Annotated in this window: 15 protein-coding genes and 1 tRNA gene; 3 read left to right on the top strand and 13 right to left on the bottom strand. The window is 34.3% G+C overall.

Translation table 11 applies throughout. The features are described from left to right. Positions 1-142: 142 nt before the first annotated feature. Together CPHY_RS10220 and CPHY_RS10215 are read right to left on the bottom strand one after the other, a co-directional pair. A complete protein-coding gene (locus CPHY_RS10220; protein WP_012199996.1) occupies positions 143-694 on the bottom strand; it encodes a nitroreductase family protein in 552 nt (183 codons plus the stop codon). A gap of 20 nt (positions 695-714) precedes the next feature. Continuing rightward, positions 715-1,284 (bottom strand): DJ-1/PfpI family protein, encoded by a 570-nt coding sequence (locus CPHY_RS10215; RefSeq protein ID WP_012199995.1) that lies wholly within the window; start codon positions 1,282-1,284, stop codon positions 715-717. A 189-nt stretch (positions 1,285-1,473) separates the two neighbouring features. Between CPHY_RS10215 and CPHY_RS10210 the strand changes: the two genes are divergently transcribed. Continuing rightward, positions 1,474-2,400, top strand: a complete 927-nt coding sequence (locus tag CPHY_RS10210) for a DUF362 domain-containing protein (protein WP_012199994.1) — start codon at positions 1,474-1,476, stop codon at positions 2,398-2,400. Between the two features lie 143 nt (positions 2,401-2,543). Here CPHY_RS10210 and CPHY_RS10205 read toward each other — a convergent pair whose 3' ends face one another. From CPHY_RS10205 to CPHY_RS10180, 6 genes are all read right to left on the bottom strand, one after another. After that, positions 2,544-3,650 carry a toxic anion resistance protein gene (locus CPHY_RS10205; protein ID WP_012199993.1) on the bottom strand — a complete coding sequence of 369 codons (1,107 nt, stop codon included), beginning with the start codon at positions 3,648-3,650 and terminating at the stop codon, positions 2,544-2,546. 171 nt (positions 3,651-3,821) lie between these two features. Beyond that, positions 3,822-4,922, bottom strand: a complete 1,101-nt coding sequence (locus tag CPHY_RS10200) for a hypothetical protein (RefSeq protein WP_012199992.1) — start codon at positions 4,920-4,922, stop codon at positions 3,822-3,824. Further along, positions 4,919-5,569, bottom strand: a complete 651-nt coding sequence (locus CPHY_RS10195; protein ID WP_012199991.1) for a 5-bromo-4-chloroindolyl phosphate hydrolysis family protein — start codon at positions 5,567-5,569, stop codon at positions 4,919-4,921. Before CPHY_RS10195 ends, CPHY_RS10200 begins: the two co-directional genes overlap by 4 nt. Positions 5,570-5,581: 12 nt before the next feature. Further along, entirely contained in the window at positions 5,582-7,132 is a 1,551-nt protein-coding gene (locus CPHY_RS10190; protein WP_242657938.1) for a substrate-binding domain-containing protein, read from the bottom strand. A 386-nt stretch (positions 7,133-7,518) separates the two neighbouring features. After that, complete coding sequence (locus CPHY_RS20805; protein ID WP_012199989.1) at positions 7,519-8,325, bottom strand: helix-turn-helix domain-containing protein; 807 nt, start codon at positions 8,323-8,325, stop codon at positions 7,519-7,521. Positions 8,326-8,528: 203 nt separating this feature from the next. Beyond that, positions 8,529-8,614: transfer RNA gene (locus tag CPHY_RS10180), tRNA-Ser, on the bottom strand. A gap of 259 nt (positions 8,615-8,873) precedes the next feature. Here CPHY_RS10180 and CPHY_RS10175 point away from each other — a divergent pair. Then, positions 8,874-9,521, top strand: coding sequence for a class I SAM-dependent methyltransferase (locus tag CPHY_RS10175; protein ID WP_012199988.1), 648 nt, complete (start codon positions 8,874-8,876; stop codon positions 9,519-9,521). Between the two features lie 126 nt (positions 9,522-9,647). Further along, positions 9,648-9,851 (top strand): hypothetical protein, encoded by a 204-nt coding sequence (locus CPHY_RS10170; protein ID WP_041703487.1) that lies wholly within the window; start codon positions 9,648-9,650, stop codon positions 9,849-9,851. A gap of 160 nt (positions 9,852-10,011) precedes the next feature. On the opposite strand, the gene CPHY_RS10165 is transcribed toward CPHY_RS10170, so the two are convergent. The 5 genes from CPHY_RS10165 to CPHY_RS10145 form a co-directional block, all read right to left on the bottom strand. Beyond that, complete coding sequence (locus tag CPHY_RS10165; RefSeq protein ID WP_012199987.1) at positions 10,012-11,382, bottom strand: DUF4097 family beta strand repeat-containing protein; 1,371 nt, start codon at positions 11,380-11,382, stop codon at positions 10,012-10,014. Between the two features lie 112 nt (positions 11,383-11,494). Further along, a complete protein-coding gene (locus CPHY_RS10160) occupies positions 11,495-12,463 on the bottom strand; it encodes a hypothetical protein (protein ID WP_012199986.1) in 969 nt (322 codons plus the stop codon). A 79-nt stretch (positions 12,464-12,542) separates the two neighbouring features. Next, complete coding sequence (locus CPHY_RS10155; RefSeq protein WP_012199985.1) at positions 12,543-12,854, bottom strand: PadR family transcriptional regulator; 312 nt, start codon at positions 12,852-12,854, stop codon at positions 12,543-12,545. A gap of 393 nt (positions 12,855-13,247) precedes the next feature. Beyond that, positions 13,248-14,225, bottom strand: a complete 978-nt coding sequence (holA, locus tag CPHY_RS10150) for a DNA polymerase III subunit delta (protein ID WP_012199984.1) — start codon at positions 14,223-14,225, stop codon at positions 13,248-13,250. A 44-nt stretch (positions 14,226-14,269) separates the two neighbouring features. Further along, on the bottom strand, positions 14,270-15,136 hold the full coding sequence (locus CPHY_RS10145; RefSeq protein ID WP_012199983.1) for a phosphatidylserine decarboxylase: 867 nt from the start codon (positions 15,134-15,136) through the stop codon (positions 14,270-14,272). Positions 15,137-15,260: the final 124 nt, after the last annotated feature.

Genomic DNA, 15,260 nt, shown 5'->3' with positions numbered 1-15,260 from the left:
TTTTATCAACGGGGACAATCTCTTATAAAATTTAAAAAAGACTACCTCATAATGTTTCTACATTACAAGATAATCTTTTTAATGTCTTTAAGTCAAAATAGATTGGAGATTATGATCACAATCTCACCTGCAAATTAGAAATTTAGCGAAGAGGTATTATTATATCCTCCATTGCTTTTCTCGGTCTTTGAGATGGAGATTCAGCAGGATAACCAATAGCAATAGCAGAAACTAGTTGAAGGTCATTGTACCCAACCGACTTGCATATCTCATTTTCAGTATATGAAGTATCTCTAATCCACAACGCACCAAGCCATAAATTCACAGCTTCAAGACATATGTGTTCGATAGCAGCTCCTATTGAAAGTAGATCACCAGTTTGCCAATCATCGTCCTTGTCCTTAAATACCAATATCAATAGCGGGGCATTTTTAATGATGTTAGCCGAAGATTTCGAGCTATTCATATATCCAGGAAGTTCAACATTATTTTGTTGAAATAATGCGAGCATGATATCTGCAATCTGATTTTTGTCATGATTCTCTAAAATCATGAATTTCCACGGCTGTCTGTTTTTTGCTGACTGACAGAGTCTTGCACATTCCAGTAATTTTTCTATTTTTTCTTTCTCAACACAATGGGGAGAAAATTTTCGTATACTTCTTCTTTTTTGAACTACATCTTCAAATTCCATAATTATACCACCTTAATTTTTTATTCTTCTTTTACTCGTCCTATTTGTTCATATGCTTCTTGTTCACTCTCAAATATTTTCATATATTTACATACCTCCATAGCAAAATCCACAAACGCATATCCCTGTGCAGTTATAAGATTTCGATCTACAACTGTTCTCTTATGTACATATTTTTCACGATTGAATGGATCTTCACATTCCAGTTGTTTGATTTTTTCTACTGAACATGAAGTTGTGTATATATAATTATCAAGTATTCCAGCACGTCCAAAAAATTGTGGACCAAAACAAATTGCTGCTAACAGTTTACCACTATTTATAATATCATTAGCAAGTTTACAGATGCAATTTTGATTATTATCAATTGGGCCTCCCGGAATTATTAAGGCTTCAACATCTTCTATACATCTAATATCATCAATTTTCATATCTGGAATATATCTAAGTCCCGATTGAGCCACAATTGCTTCAACATTTTCTGAAATTGATATAATCTCTTTCTTACCAGTATTTTTTAATCGGTGAAGTAATAAGCTTATTTCAAAGTCTGCCATTCCATCATAAATATAACATAATACTTTTCGCATTTAAATCCTCCATTAAATTCATTCTTTCATGATCTGAAACATTGTCTTCTGCATATGCATTGTGATTGCCTCATCATTATACCATAGTCATCATTCCTATACCGTAAAATATTCTATCCATCGAATGTCTCCTCATTAATTTGCTAATACTTTATATAATTCAGTCATCTAATGAAAGGAGCTTTCTATATGCGTGTTCGCAGAACAATAAAACCAATAGTCGCAATAACAAAAAATGAAAATGAATCGCTTGCTATTGAAGAAGGACTTAAGCTTATTCAGTTTTCTAACATGATTTCACCTGAAGATGTGGTCGTTATAACACCTAACTGGGTCTCTCCAGCAAGCCCTTGCAGCGGCAGAGTTGTAGGACCTGAAAGTTTACGAACCATTATAAGACTAGTAAAGAGTTGCAAACCTAAAAGAATTGTCGTTGCAACTGGTCCTGGTGATGAGGACGTTATTAGTTTGATGGAACAAGTAGGATTTGCAAGTATTATTAAAGAAGAAAAAGTAGAATTCATAAATCTTAACCAAGGTCCATTTATTAGTATTGATATCAATCATCCTTGTCCTTCCAGACTATGCCTAAATCAGCTATTTAATGAAATGACCTTCCTCATTTCATTTACACAGCTTAAAATTCATGAAGAAGCTACCATTTCTGCTGCGATTAAGAATATTACTATGGGTTGGCCTGCTGGGGATGAACAAGGTTATCCAAAAAAAGATCTTGGTATTCATAATGATTTGCATGATTTTATCGCTGCTATGTTTGAGAAATTCACAATTGACGTTTCCATCGTCAGTGCAAGCCCTGCTATGATTGGTACTGGTCCACATAAAGGAACTGCCATTCATACTGGAATGGTTTTATGTGGTACAGATCCTGTAAGCACCGATGTCGTTGGTGCAAGATTACTTGGCTTTAAACCACAAGCAATTCATTATCTTCATAAAATAATTAAGAAGGGTCTTGGACGAAGTACTTTTGATGTGAAAACAAAAAAAGGAGTCCATTTTCCTGGAATTTCAATTGAAAAGGCAGAGGAAGAGTTTAGCCATGCAGCCTATAAAAAGCAGTTTGCGGTGGACTCTGATCGAGAGGATTCCTAAGTACTGCTCTTGTGCTTACTTAAAAGCTTGGCATTAAAAAAGAGTTGCTAAATAGATAGTTTTTCTATCATATTAGCATAATCATATACTTTTAAAAAAGAAGATATACCACTATTATGATATATCTTCTTTTTTTGTGTGCATTATCTTATGGCTACTAGAGTTTGCTTAAGCTCTGATTCTATTGTAACTAACTCTGACTCGGCGGCTATCCTTTCTTCCTTACCCTTCCTTTGTATTTCAAGTACTTGGTTAATTGTGTCTATTAAATCCTGATTTACCTTTTTAATTGTTTCTATGGAGACAATTCCCCTCTCACTTTCTTTGGCCACATCCAGAGTACCTGCTTTAAGCATTTCGGAATTTTTCTTTAAAAGCTCGTTTGTCATGTCTGTAACTTTTGTCTGAGCAGCAAGAGCAGCCTTTGCATTTTCAAGACCAAGGGATATAACCATCTGGTTTTTCCATAAAGGTATGGAATTTACAATTGAAGATTGTATTTTGTCGGCCAGCTGGGCGTCATTATTTTGAATTAAGCGTATCTGAGGTCCCATCTGAAGTGATATCTGACGGCTGAGCTGTAGGTCATAAACCTTCTTTTCAAAACGATTTACCGCATTAACGAAATCATTCAGCTTTTGAGCCTCTGCTTCGTCTCCTGACCTGGTAGCTTGTTCTCTTAGCTCTGGAATTACTTTTTCGTTCACTTCCTTAATTTTTTCCTTGCCTGCTACAATGTACATGGTAAGCTCTTTGAAGTAATCCAAATTAGTTTTATACATTTCATCATACATGGCGATGTCCTTAAGCATGGTGTGACGGTGAGACTGTAGCATATTGGTTATTTTGTCGATATTTACTTCAACATCGCTGTAGCGAGCAATCATCTTATCAATTTCATTTTTTGCCTTTCCGAATAGATTACCTAAAAAGCCCTTGTTTTCGCCTACGTAATCAAAGTTTTTTATGGTGACAACCAGGTCAGAAAGCAACTTGCCCGCCTCTCCGGAGTCCTTTGTCTTAACATTCTTCAGTGTATCGTCTGCAAATTTTGCAAGCTTAGTTTGCGCACCAGAACCATATGTAACAATAGCGTTACTGTCTGTAACATCAATTTTTTCTACAAACTCCAAAACCTGCTTCTGTTCTTGTGGAGTTAAAGCTGATAATTTCATACCAGCTTCTTCTGTTTGATTTTTTTCTGGTAATGTTTGTGCTTCATTCCCGAAATCTAATTTAATTTCTTCCATTTTCAGTCTCCTTTAATATATTAATAATTAAATACTTATTGTAATTGTGCGGATTAACTGTTCAGGCCGCTCTCATCCATAGAAAATCAGCCAGCTGTTAAAGAAAACTCAGCATCTGTCTGTTTTCCCATGGATCAATCCGCTTACCGTGGAATGATTAGGTAACAAGAATTAATTTTTAAGTGCTTCAATTATTTTATCATAAATTTCTTTCTGAAGCCCCTTTGTTGCCGAGGTTATTTCCTGCGGGATTCCCTTTATTGGCACCGAATTAACATCGTAATCTCCACCTACCACACCGGTTCTAAAGCCGTATTTTTCCCATGCTATTTTTTGAATTTCCGGATCAGCCAAAGCATCCACATAGGATGTACCATTCTCTGTAAAACTCATTATACAATGGGAATTCCATGTGGTTGGATTCGGATACAGTATTCTTACCTTGTCCTTGACCTTGTTAAAGCCATCAGGATTGTTATTGGCAAAGTCAATAATGGATTTTTCATAATCAACTATCATGGGATAAGCACCCTTTCCCATTCTAAGATACAGATCAAATAAATCGGCGGGAGTATTGTTCATAAAGCCTGATAACTTGTAAAAATCCTTGAGTTTTGGAAGAACATTGTTAATATTACTTTCATCCACATATCCCTCATTCATAATTGATGCCAGTAATCCGTAGTATGTTGTACCAGGTGAGGATGTTACTGGATCTGTGCTGGCAATATTAATTTTGCCGTATATGTCCTTTATGCCTATATCCGACCATTTTGTATTATTTTCAATGTATGACAAAACAGCCGGCATATCAACAATGTAGTAAGTATCCTGAATTTTTTCCACTACACCATTAGATATAAGAGAATCGCATATGCTGTCCCAGCTGTAAACCACTATTGGAGTTGATAAAACAATATTGGATTTTAGCGTTTTTAATCTTGGAGCCTCGTCGGCTACTGCAGGTCTTTTATAATATTCATAGAATCTTTCGTCGCTGAAAAAAACAAAGTCATAGCCCTCTTTTTCCTTTGTTTCTATAGGGTCCTTAATAAGCTTGTTATTGCTCCAGTTATCAACCTTCAAGTTTATATTATATTTATCATGTAAAATTGCCAAAATATCCGGGTCTGCAAGAAAATTTTCCTTACCTCCCCCTACTGCTCCCATCACAGTAACCGCCTTATCCTTTGGCTTTATTATAATTGATACTGCTATACCTATTACAATAACTGCTACAAAAGCAATTACTCCTTTTACTATATTTTTCATCTTGTTCCTCCCATAAAATCTTTATTATCCACAAGTCCTTCTGATTTGAATAAGGCCGTCATAGCAACCATTTCAGCCTTACTGTCCAGAACATCATTTGAGAAAAGGCTGTAATATTTTTTATCGAAGGCATCTGTTATCTGAGTAAGAAATTGGTAAAACTGCAAGGCGAATTTTTGTGATTCATCTGCTTTAAATGAGCCTTCAGCCAAATTCGCATAGGTATCTAAAATATTTATCAGCCCAGGCAAATAATATGAGGAAAAATCATTCAACTTCGTGTAAAGAGAATTGTCTTCCTTAAGGGCATCCGATATTTTCAAGCATGTTTTATGGATTGAATCCATCATAGTTATAACGTCCGGGGATATAATATCACTCTCCACATTCAGGCTTCTAAATTTATCCCTATACCTTGAAATGGAAGAAATGTAATCGATAATTGATTTATAGACCTTATCGTATGCATTTTCATCACCCTTTAAGTCTATCTTTATTTTCTTTTCATTTTCTAAAGTCCTTATCGTAAATACGGCTATAATTAGGCAACCTGCACTGCTTAAGATGGATATTACAATGTTGCCGCCTATAAGCCAAACTGCAAGGAATACTGCTGCCGAAACAACACCAAGAAATATTTCTTTCATATTGAATCTCCTCTAATTATATCCTCTTATTTCCTTAAAAGCATTAATAAGGCCTATTCTGCCGTCAAAGGTCTTGCCTTTTGTAAGTCGGCTAATTTCATCCAGTTGCTTCGGATTTGCTTCTCCGAACATAATTGAAAACACAGGTATATCGTAGGATGTACCTTTACGGAAATTACCGGCTGATTCACCGTCTGTCATTAAAACAATGGATTTTGTATATACATCAGCATCAAAATCCTTTAATATTTCAATGGCATGCTCAACAGGCGCGTATATATTCGTTTTTCCATGTGCCTCCGTATCCTTTATCCTGGAAATTAGGTTAGCTGTATCTATTCCGGATATAGCTGAATCCACCCATTTGAGTTCACTTGAAAACGGAATAACAAATATTTTATCCATTTTCGAAAACTGTATCATATCCTCCGATGCCAGTTTATGATCCAATATCTTTTCCATTGCCGCAACAAGCTGTTCATTTCCTTCCCCAAACATGCTGCCTGAATAATCAAGGCAAAAAACAACCACTGAGGGTTTTCTGAACAAATCCTGGTAAAGATTCAGTGCATTTTTAATTACAGAGCTTGCTGGGTATTTAATAGGAGACAAATAAGCATTCTTATCAATTCCATAAGATTCCTTAAAAACCTCATCATTTGATACCAGACCACCATAAGTGGTTCTTCTACCCATGCTTTCAAGCTTTTGCTGGGTATCCGAAGACAATAAGAAGCTTTGTAGCTTGTTAAATATTTCCAGTTTTTTCTCATTATTGTTGTCTATGTACGCAAAGGGGCTGTCCGAAACGGAAACTCCGTCGGAAGGATAAATGAATCTTAAAGGTTCTTTATTACTTTTTATTAACTGATTGTTCAGTTCTATTAGCGAAGATTCATAGTTTACAAGTGCATCGTAGCCACCTTCATTGAAGATGTCTATTAAGTATTCATCACTACCGGAGTTTCTGACCACTCCTTTAAACAAGGTCTTTAAGCTTTCTTGTAGAGCCTCTGAATTCAAGTCTTCCTCTGTTAAAACTGGAGGATTACCTGCCAGACAGTTTAAAAATCCTATGTAAGCTGATGCTCCGCTGTTTGTTTGAGTAACCGAAGGCATTAGAAACTTTAGATTTCCTTTTTCAACGGCCTGCACCAGATCGTTTACAACCGTGTCTTTACTAAATCCCAAGTTTTTATATCTACTTTCTTTCACTGCAAATATTACGGGATTAACAGATATGGACTTAGAATTTTTTAAAACAGAACTTGAGATAGAAGCATTCCATATGCTGTTTGAGGACCATACGGCATCATAATCCTTTTGCGATGATTTTATCATAGAAGGAATATTTAAAGACCCTGTGTACTCAAACTTTAAATTAATTTTATTTTTTTCTGCAAATTCCATGAGCATTTGCTCTAAATCCTTATTTTCGCTGCTTGACAAAACAGTGAATGAATTGTCTCCTTCTCTCTTATTCTCAAAAGAACATGAGCTTAGAGAAAATAATAAAGCTGCCAGCAAAAGGACAACAGCTATTTTTTTGTACAAAATTATCACTCCTCACCTTTTCACATTATATAAATGCAATTATAACATATATTATTTGGAATTTATACTTAATTTTACCATTAAATCGTTTCTACCTGCTTCAACGCTGACATCAGTTTCCGGTCGGATAATGCCTGAGTGCAAACAAAAAGCACCTACAAATATAAGTGCCATAGTTTATCACAGTAATAACTGATAAGCCCGATTTAATTGAATAAATTAGAGCGAAAAATAATTACCTTTCAAAGCCGATATCACTGATACAACAGCAATGGTATTATGAAAAAAAATCCGTTCACCACCCTTACACAATGATACTTTGACTATGCTTGGATTATAACAACAAAATAAAAGAGTTGACATTCAATATAAAATCGTGCATGTCAACCCTTTACTCAATTTCTTTCCTTGGCTATTCTAGAATAACTGTAAATGCATTTTCCTGTGAAAAATAGAAGTACAATAAGAAATAAAATCACGCACCAAGAAAATGCAATGTAAAATTTCTCAATTTTCCCTGTATAGCGAAACGCGATAGGTATGAAACCATATACTTGAAAAAAGATTGCCCAGCCACAGAACAGGAATGGGTAGTTTTTCATTCTCGTTTTTCTAACTGTTGTAAAAATCAGCAGGAATAGCATAGTCCAAAAGGCATAGGAAATAATCAGTTGTATCGTCCATCCGCCTCGATAGGCATAGGACAGAAAGATCATTATCATATTTGCACTGGTTATCCTTGGAAGAAAGTACGCACAAGGCAAAAAGGTTCCCCAACCAATCACAAGTCCTGGATGCTTTTGAATAGCCTGGCAGATAATACCACACAATATCAGGTAACCTCCCAAAACTGCCAACAAAATATTTAGGAAAAGCCCCAAAACCATGCATTGTAAACCTACACCCAGTAAAATCCATCCAACAACTTTTCGTGTCGGATACTTCGATACTGATTCCGAGGATTCTGAGGATTCTGACGATTTAGACTCTGTATTTATCTTTGGCTCTTGATCCTTAACGAGATTATCAAGAGAAACATCAAACAACTCGCTTAAAGCGATAAGTTTATCTAAATCAGGAACGCTACCACCAGTTTCCCATTTTGAAATAGACTGTCGAGAAACACCTAACTTCTCTGCAAGATCGCCTTGAGATAAGTGATGCTCTGTACGAAACATTACAATTTTTTCTCCCAATTTCATAATATACCTCCTTTACTGCTTGTAGTATAGCAAATACTGGAAGAGATGTCGACCAAGTAAGCTTGAAATATTAGCAACTCTCAGTTGCAGTGGGGTTTTTTGTCCATTTGCGTGAAAATAAATGAGTGTATTGATTTGGTTTATCTATGTTGTTAATAACAAAAAAATCCCAACCCCGAAGGATTAGGACTAATCATTATGAACGGAGACGGTGGGATTCGAACCCACGTGCCCTTGCAGGCAACCTGATTTCGAGTCAGGCTCGTTATGGCCTCTTCGATACATCTCCTAATATTCATGATATTGCTACCACACGAGTATTTATTATACATGATAAATTGAAATTTGGCAATCCTCTATTTCTACAAAATAGGAATGCACTTTATATGAATAATATCATCTCTGTATGCTTTCTATGAACCTTTATGATCGCACTTGAATTTAACAAATAAATATCTATAATATACTTAGGAGATATCAAATCTCACTTTGCTATCATTTTTTTCCAAATAATGAATTATATGCGAACTCATAAGGAGGTTCTACCTATGTCTCAAAATTCAGTTAATCAATGGTATGAAACCAAAGATAATGTTAATGAAATGAAGTCTTGGAAAGGCTTGAAGATATGGGAAAAGGAGGTTATAAGTCACTTTCCGAAAAACGCATCGATTTTAAATATTGGATGCGGTTTGGGAAGGGAAGCATTTGCATTAAGTGACTTGGGCTTTTCCGTGGTTGGAATAGATATTTCACATTCTATCATTACAGAGGTTACGGCTTTAGCAGAATCAACAGGTTATTCTATCCCCTTCTATCCTTACGATGGACGTCATATTCCATTCGATGACAATACCTTTGATGTGATTATACTCTGGGCACAGACCTTTGGGTTACTATACGGAGCTGATTATAAGCAAAGTTTTTTTTCAGAATGTAATCGATTATTGAGAAAAGACGGAATTTTAAGTTTTTCTGGTCATGACTATGAATATATATCAGATACACACGAACTATGCTTAGAAGGTCGAAAGTTTTATCCATACAGTAGTAAAGAAATATATTGGGAAACGTTTCTTCCAGATGAACTTTCCTCTTATGCAAAGCAGAATAATTTTACAATCCTTTTGTCTGGGCGTGGTGAAATCTACAAACCTGAGGATGGTGTTATTCTACACTGTCTATGTAAGAAATAGATCATGGAAGGATATTTAAAGTATTTAAAAGAAATAGAGTTGGAAGGATATTGAAAATTTTTTAAAAGAAATAGACAATTATAGCAATTGCAACTATAAGAAACTTATTTAAGAGGAGGGTTGTATATGAAGAAAAAATTATTGGCGCTAGCTAATCCTTTGGGGTTGTTAATCTATCTCATTTATACCATAACAAATAGATTTATCATTGAGTTACCTGATAGTATTTCTATTCCAACTTTTTTAGTATCAGTTATTCTGATGCTAATTGGTATTACATATAGCGGATATTGCTTTGGTAAACATAAAAATCCATATGATTTTAAATAGAAATTTGGTGAAAGCATTTAGCATTATAATGAAGGGTTATAGCAACATAGCTCACTAATACAGCACAAAAAAGGTACCTTGATTTGGTCTGTAAAGTCCATTTCAAGGTATCTTTTCATGTCACAAATATTATTTGTAATCCTCGTAATATAATTACTCCTTATCCTCGAATCTTAATATCACCAGAAGTTGTATTTGCCTCGACCTTACATCCACCATTTCCAAAAACATAACTTCCATTTCGATATAGATTACTATTACTTCCTTCAAAAGTAAGGCTACGCGTACCGCTCACGGTTCGAATATTTGCTTCATACCCATTGCCATGATTTTGTAACTGCAAACGAACATCACCACTAATAGTGCTCACTTTTATCATTGCATCACATTCTGATGTTATGGATACTTCACCGCTAATCGTGGAGGCTCTCCATTCCTTTGACTCTGCTGTAGCGCTAACATCCCCACTTTTACTAGTGGCATTTATGATACTGCTTTTAATTCTTGATGCTCGAACATCCCCGCTTGTACTTCGGAGAGAAAATTGTGATATCTTTGAATCTTCTGCTCTAACATCTCCACTCGTACTTTGCATATGAAAAGAATCTGCCATTATATTTTCAATTGTAACATCACCACTTAATGTCTTAGAATCTACTTTATTGATTCTACAATCTCTAAGTGAAATGTCTCCTGATTTATTTTTACTGTTAACAGAAATCCCTTCAGCTCTAATTAGCTCAATCTCCCCACTACTGGTATCCAAAATATAATCCTTATAATTAACTCTCTCTAATCTTAAATCCCCACTCGTACTATTGCAGCGAAGCATTTCACCATTACTATTTACTAGTTTTACATCTCCGCTTAATGATTTTAATTGCATAGTCTTAGCATGATAGTTCTGTAATTCTATATCACCACTTATTGTACTTACTACTACCTCATTGCTCTTTGAACCAGTCAGCTTCATGTCACCACTAGTAGAGTTTAAGTGTATATTAGGAAAATAATCAGGCACCTTGATTTCTATTTTCATACGAGGTGTTTTGATGTAATTAAAGAAACCAAAGTTCGTTTCTTTTTTAATAACCTTAGCAAAAATCTTATCTCCCTCTTGCCAAGACCTAAATTCATACATCATCTGTTGATTTTGATCCCCATAATTAACATAATTTAAGGTGATTTGATTGCTTCCTGAGGGGATCACGATTACATCAGCAAATAATGCATCTACTATGATATCTTTTAGATTCACTTCTTCTGTCTTCTCTTGTTTCCATTCCGAATTAGTTGTTGTATTTTCTTCCTTATTGTTCTTAGAAGAAGTGTGTTCTTTCTCAAGACCTTTCAATTCCTTCGCTATTTCATTAATATCACCAAGTTCCTCGCAGATTTGTTCTGCTGATTTTCCTTTCTTAAGCCCCATTTCAAAATGTTCTTCATAATCTTCTAAGATTTCTTTTGTAATATCTGCTTCAAACCCAACTAAGGTTTCTTTCAATTTTTCCATATATTCGTTCTTTGTCATACTACAATCTCCTTTTCTAATTTTGTTTAAAAATATATCAATCTCCAATAAAATCTTAAATCGAATTATACTTATCGCACCAGCACTTATTACTAACTGGCGATTAATCAGTTTATTCCAGCTCATACGCCTTATCCGGGTGTTCCTTATATAAATCTCGTGCCACCTTACGTATTTCATTTTCATATGGAAGCCACGCTGCCTCAGATTCTACAAATTCCTTATGTAGAATTCTTTTTGAAAGCTTACTAATGATAAGGAAAGAAGCGTAACTATGCGAGTTCTTAGTATTTGATTTATCTGCCTCTAGCAAAAATTCATGAAACTTACTGATATTTGGGTAATAGATAAGCTCCACTAATTTTGCTCTATACTCCAATACGACGGAATCTAATGAATCGTAGTTCATCTTATCAACAGCATGCTGTGCTTCATGTTTTAGATAAGAAATCTGAAAGGAAGGTGTATCTATCTTATTCATATAACATTGTTTCACACAAAATAACTGTCCTTCTTCTTTTGCCCAACCACCTGTACCAACGTCACCGAAGGATAAGTAATCAAGCCAACTTCTTGAGATAAAACCTTCCATCATGTTCACAACCAAATCATAAGTCTGATCTGGTAGTTCTATCGAGTACTTTGTAGGAACCGTTTCTTTCCATATATAAGGGCCATACCAAGCAGCGGTTGTATCACCTAAATATTGAAAGCCTTCTCTTTCTACCAGTTTTTTAAGTTTACACTCAATTTGATCAAGCGTTTGTATCATATCATCTCTTGTTTTAAAAGATGGTACAGATTCACCAAGCAAAACAGAAAAATTTTCACATAAATAACGTAGTGCAAGCTCCTCAGATTTCTCTTCCCAAAATACAATCCGATAGTATTCTTGGTAAATAGCATCTATTTTTTGAATCACTTGGTTATCAGATCGGGTAAGATCCTTCTTTTGATCAAACGTTTCATAATATCTTTCTACTAAGGCTTTATTTTCTTCAAAACTTAATAAGTATTTTACTGCTTCTCTTAATTTTCCTTGAATCAATAAAGATTTAAAATACTGTTTTTTATACTCCATTAACTTCCTCCAGAATTTTCTATATTATAATTGAAGAAATAATCCTTCTTTTATTTAACCAATTAGTATAAGGTGCAACTTAAAATTCATTCATTAATTCACTAACTGCAATTACAAATTCATCCCATTCTGACTTTAGTTTATGATAATATTCCATTCCCTTTTCTGTAATGTGATAGTATTTTCTTGCTGGTCCTTCTGCTGATTCAACTAAATAAGTTTCAACATAATCTTCATCTTTTAATCGTTTTAATATTAAATACAAGGTTCCGGATGCGATCGACATTTTTGTAGAAATGGCTTCTGTCAGTTCATATCCATATTGATCCTTGATAATCAATTGAGCTAAGACACACAGTTCTAAGGCTCCTTTTTTTAATTGTGTATTCATAATATAATCTTCACTCCTTCCCTTGAAATTTATCGTAAATATTCTAACATTATTACGCACCAATATGAGTCTATGATTTCTAAATTGATTTACTCATTATGAACAAAGTAATCGTATAACATAGAGAAAACTTTAATTTAATATTCACTATCTTTCTTTATGTTCTATATATTACCACTTACTATTCTGTATTGCAATATAGTAAGTTAAAAAATATATTAAAAATTTATTAGAGTTTTTATTTGAGACTTCATATGTAACAAAAATACCCCGAAACAAAAGACTCTTTTGCTCGAGGTACTTAATGAACTTTTATATTATAGCTCTACATTCAGTAATAAAGCATGATCGAAAACATTCATCTCCAAGACTTTTGACATAGTGTCATTAATATTAGCTTATTATCGTCTTAATAATTAACAACTCAACACCAATCTGATCAATTAAACGTCCCGTCTTTACTTGCTCTTCTATTTCTGTTCCCAAAATCAATGACTTCTTTAGATTTTCTTCTGTAAAATTTCTTGCTTGAGCAGCATATTTTGCAACCGCAAATGGTGGTACTCCTATCTTTGATGCAATCTCAGCATTACTGGTACGTTTCGAAAGTAAAGCTTTGCACTGCATAATAAGATTAATATGACGATTTAATAGATACAAAATCGTCATTGGTTTTTCACGAAGGGTGAGTAAATCATAATACATCTCTAACGCTAGTTTTTGATTCTTTGATGCAATGGCATCTAACATCTGAAACATCTTACCTGTAATTTGCTCCGAACAAACTGCTTTGATATCTTCTTCCGTGATAACTTCTCTTTCATAGCAGTAAGAAACAAGTTTATCAATCTCACTTTGAATGTTATCAAGATTTGTACCAACCTTGTTTAAAAAATAAGTTAAAGTAGCATCAGTGATCTTTTTATTTTCTCGTTGTAATAAAGATACTACCCACATTTTTAAACTTTTTTCATCCAATCCATTAAGTTCACTGATATAACCTAAATCCTTTACTGCCTTATAAAGTCGATTTCGTTTATCTACTTCATTTTCCACAAAAACGACATATGTTGTTTCAGGCATATCTCTTATATAGTCAGCAAATTCTGATTGATTTTTAAACCATCCGCTATTCTCAATCAGTAATAACCTTCTATCACTAAAAAATGGCATAGTTTGTGCAATATGAATCATCTCATTGCAATTAATATCTTTTCCTTCGACATACGTAAAATTCATTTCATCACTATCACCAAGGATTCCTGCTTTTAGCTTATTTTTATAGAAACGTTTTAAATAAGCTTCATTTCCATATAGTAAGTAGAAATGCTCATAGGATTTCGTTTTAATATGTTGTTTTAAAGTATTCATCTCTTCACCATGCCTACACTTACATTTAATCTCAAGTTTATATTCTAGAATATCGAACTACCAATCTTCTCGCCCATCTTTACAATCGTTTCATATCCGTCTACTGTGTTTCTCAAGATATCCTCATCTATACTAACAGCATCACGTTTCAGCAATAATACAACTGTAGAACCGCCAAATTCAAATTTTCCTTTTTCCTGCCCACGTTTAACCATTGCAACAGAGTGGTAATTATGTATCTTACCAACCATCAGAGCGCCCACTTCCATTTGGACTACTTCTCCAAAGTTTCTGGTATTTAAAACACAATATGCTCTACTATTCTCTTTATAGATATTTACATGATCTAATATTATTGGGTTAACTGTATTCAATTTACCTGGGATGAAATGATTTCTCTCCTTAGCTGCATCATCTACATAACAATAACGATGGTAATTATCAACGGTTAAACGTAGTATTACGCATGTACCACCGACATATTCCTTCGCTAACTTTTTATTCTTTAATATAGATTCTACAGTATACAAACTATTTTTTATCTTAAACTTTGCGTCCAATGTAATCGGATAAGCACTAACTTTACCGTCGCAAGGTGCGATCAGCGAAGATGGTTCCATATTAATTGGGCGGCTCTTCGATTTAATTTTTCTAGTGAAAAATTCGTTATAGGAATGATATTTTCTCATTTCATAATCACTCATTTTGATATGATTCTTCTTCACAAAAGAATCAATTAAAAATGTTGACCAAAAAGAATCCATAAATCTCCCTGCTACTTTTGACACTGTTGGCGCGGATAACGCTTTAAGAGCAAATCGAAATGGTGCTTTGGAATACATCATTTCTAATGTTTTATCTTGGTTTGTGGTATTCTCAAAAGAGTTACCTTGTCGGTCACGATAGTTCATCTTTTCCCTCCATACCTTAGCAATTATAGTAAAATCCTTCGACTAACTATACTTTAGACGAAGGATTTTTCTTTAAATTATTCATAACAATTAAAATTTCGCGAAGCATGTTTTTGATTGTTGT

The organism is Lachnoclostridium phytofermentans ISDg (assembly GCF_000018685.1).
GTDB classification, from domain to species: Bacteria; Bacillota; Clostridia; order Lachnospirales; family Lachnospiraceae; genus Lachnoclostridium; species Lachnoclostridium phytofermentans.
This window is presented reverse-complemented; position numbering and strand designations above follow the sequence as displayed.

Coding starts and splice junctions, on each gene's coding strand:
- CPHY_RS10220 (WP_012199996.1), bottom strand. CDS start 694: ATGGAATTTGAAGATGTAGTTCAAAAAAGAAGAAGTATACGAAAATTT.
- CPHY_RS10215 (WP_012199995.1), bottom strand. CDS start 1,284: ATGCGAAAAGTATTATGTTATATTTATGATGGAATGGCAGACTTTGAA.
- CPHY_RS10210 (WP_012199994.1), top strand. CDS start 1,474: ATGCGTGTTCGCAGAACAATAAAACCAATAGTCGCAATAACAAAAAAT.
- CPHY_RS10205 (WP_012199993.1), bottom strand. CDS start 3,650: ATGGAAGAAATTAAATTAGATTTCGGGAATGAAGCACAAACATTACCA.
- CPHY_RS10200 (WP_012199992.1), bottom strand. CDS start 4,922: ATGAAAAATATAGTAAAAGGAGTAATTGCTTTTGTAGCAGTTATTGTA.
- CPHY_RS10195 (WP_012199991.1), bottom strand. CDS start 5,569: ATGAAAGAAATATTTCTTGGTGTTGTTTCGGCAGCAGTATTCCTTGCA.
- CPHY_RS20805 (WP_012199989.1), bottom strand. CDS start 8,325: ATGAAATTGGGAGAAAAAATTGTAATGTTTCGTACAGAGCATCACTTA.
- CPHY_RS10175 (WP_012199988.1), top strand. CDS start 8,874: ATGTCTCAAAATTCAGTTAATCAATGGTATGAAACCAAAGATAATGTT.
- CPHY_RS10170 (WP_041703487.1), top strand. CDS start 9,648: ATGAAGAAAAAATTATTGGCGCTAGCTAATCCTTTGGGGTTGTTAATC.
- CPHY_RS10165 (WP_012199987.1), bottom strand. CDS start 11,382: ATGACAAAGAACGAATATATGGAAAAATTGAAAGAAACCTTAGTTGGG.
- CPHY_RS10160 (WP_012199986.1), bottom strand. CDS start 12,463: ATGGAGTATAAAAAACAGTATTTTAAATCTTTATTGATTCAAGGAAAA.
- CPHY_RS10155 (WP_012199985.1), bottom strand. CDS start 12,854: ATGAATACACAATTAAAAAAAGGAGCCTTAGAACTGTGTGTCTTAGCT.
- holA (WP_012199984.1), bottom strand. CDS start 14,225: ATGAATACTTTAAAACAACATATTAAAACGAAATCCTATGAGCATTTC.
- CPHY_RS10145 (WP_012199983.1), bottom strand. CDS start 15,136: ATGAACTATCGTGACCGACAAGGTAACTCTTTTGAGAATACCACAAAC.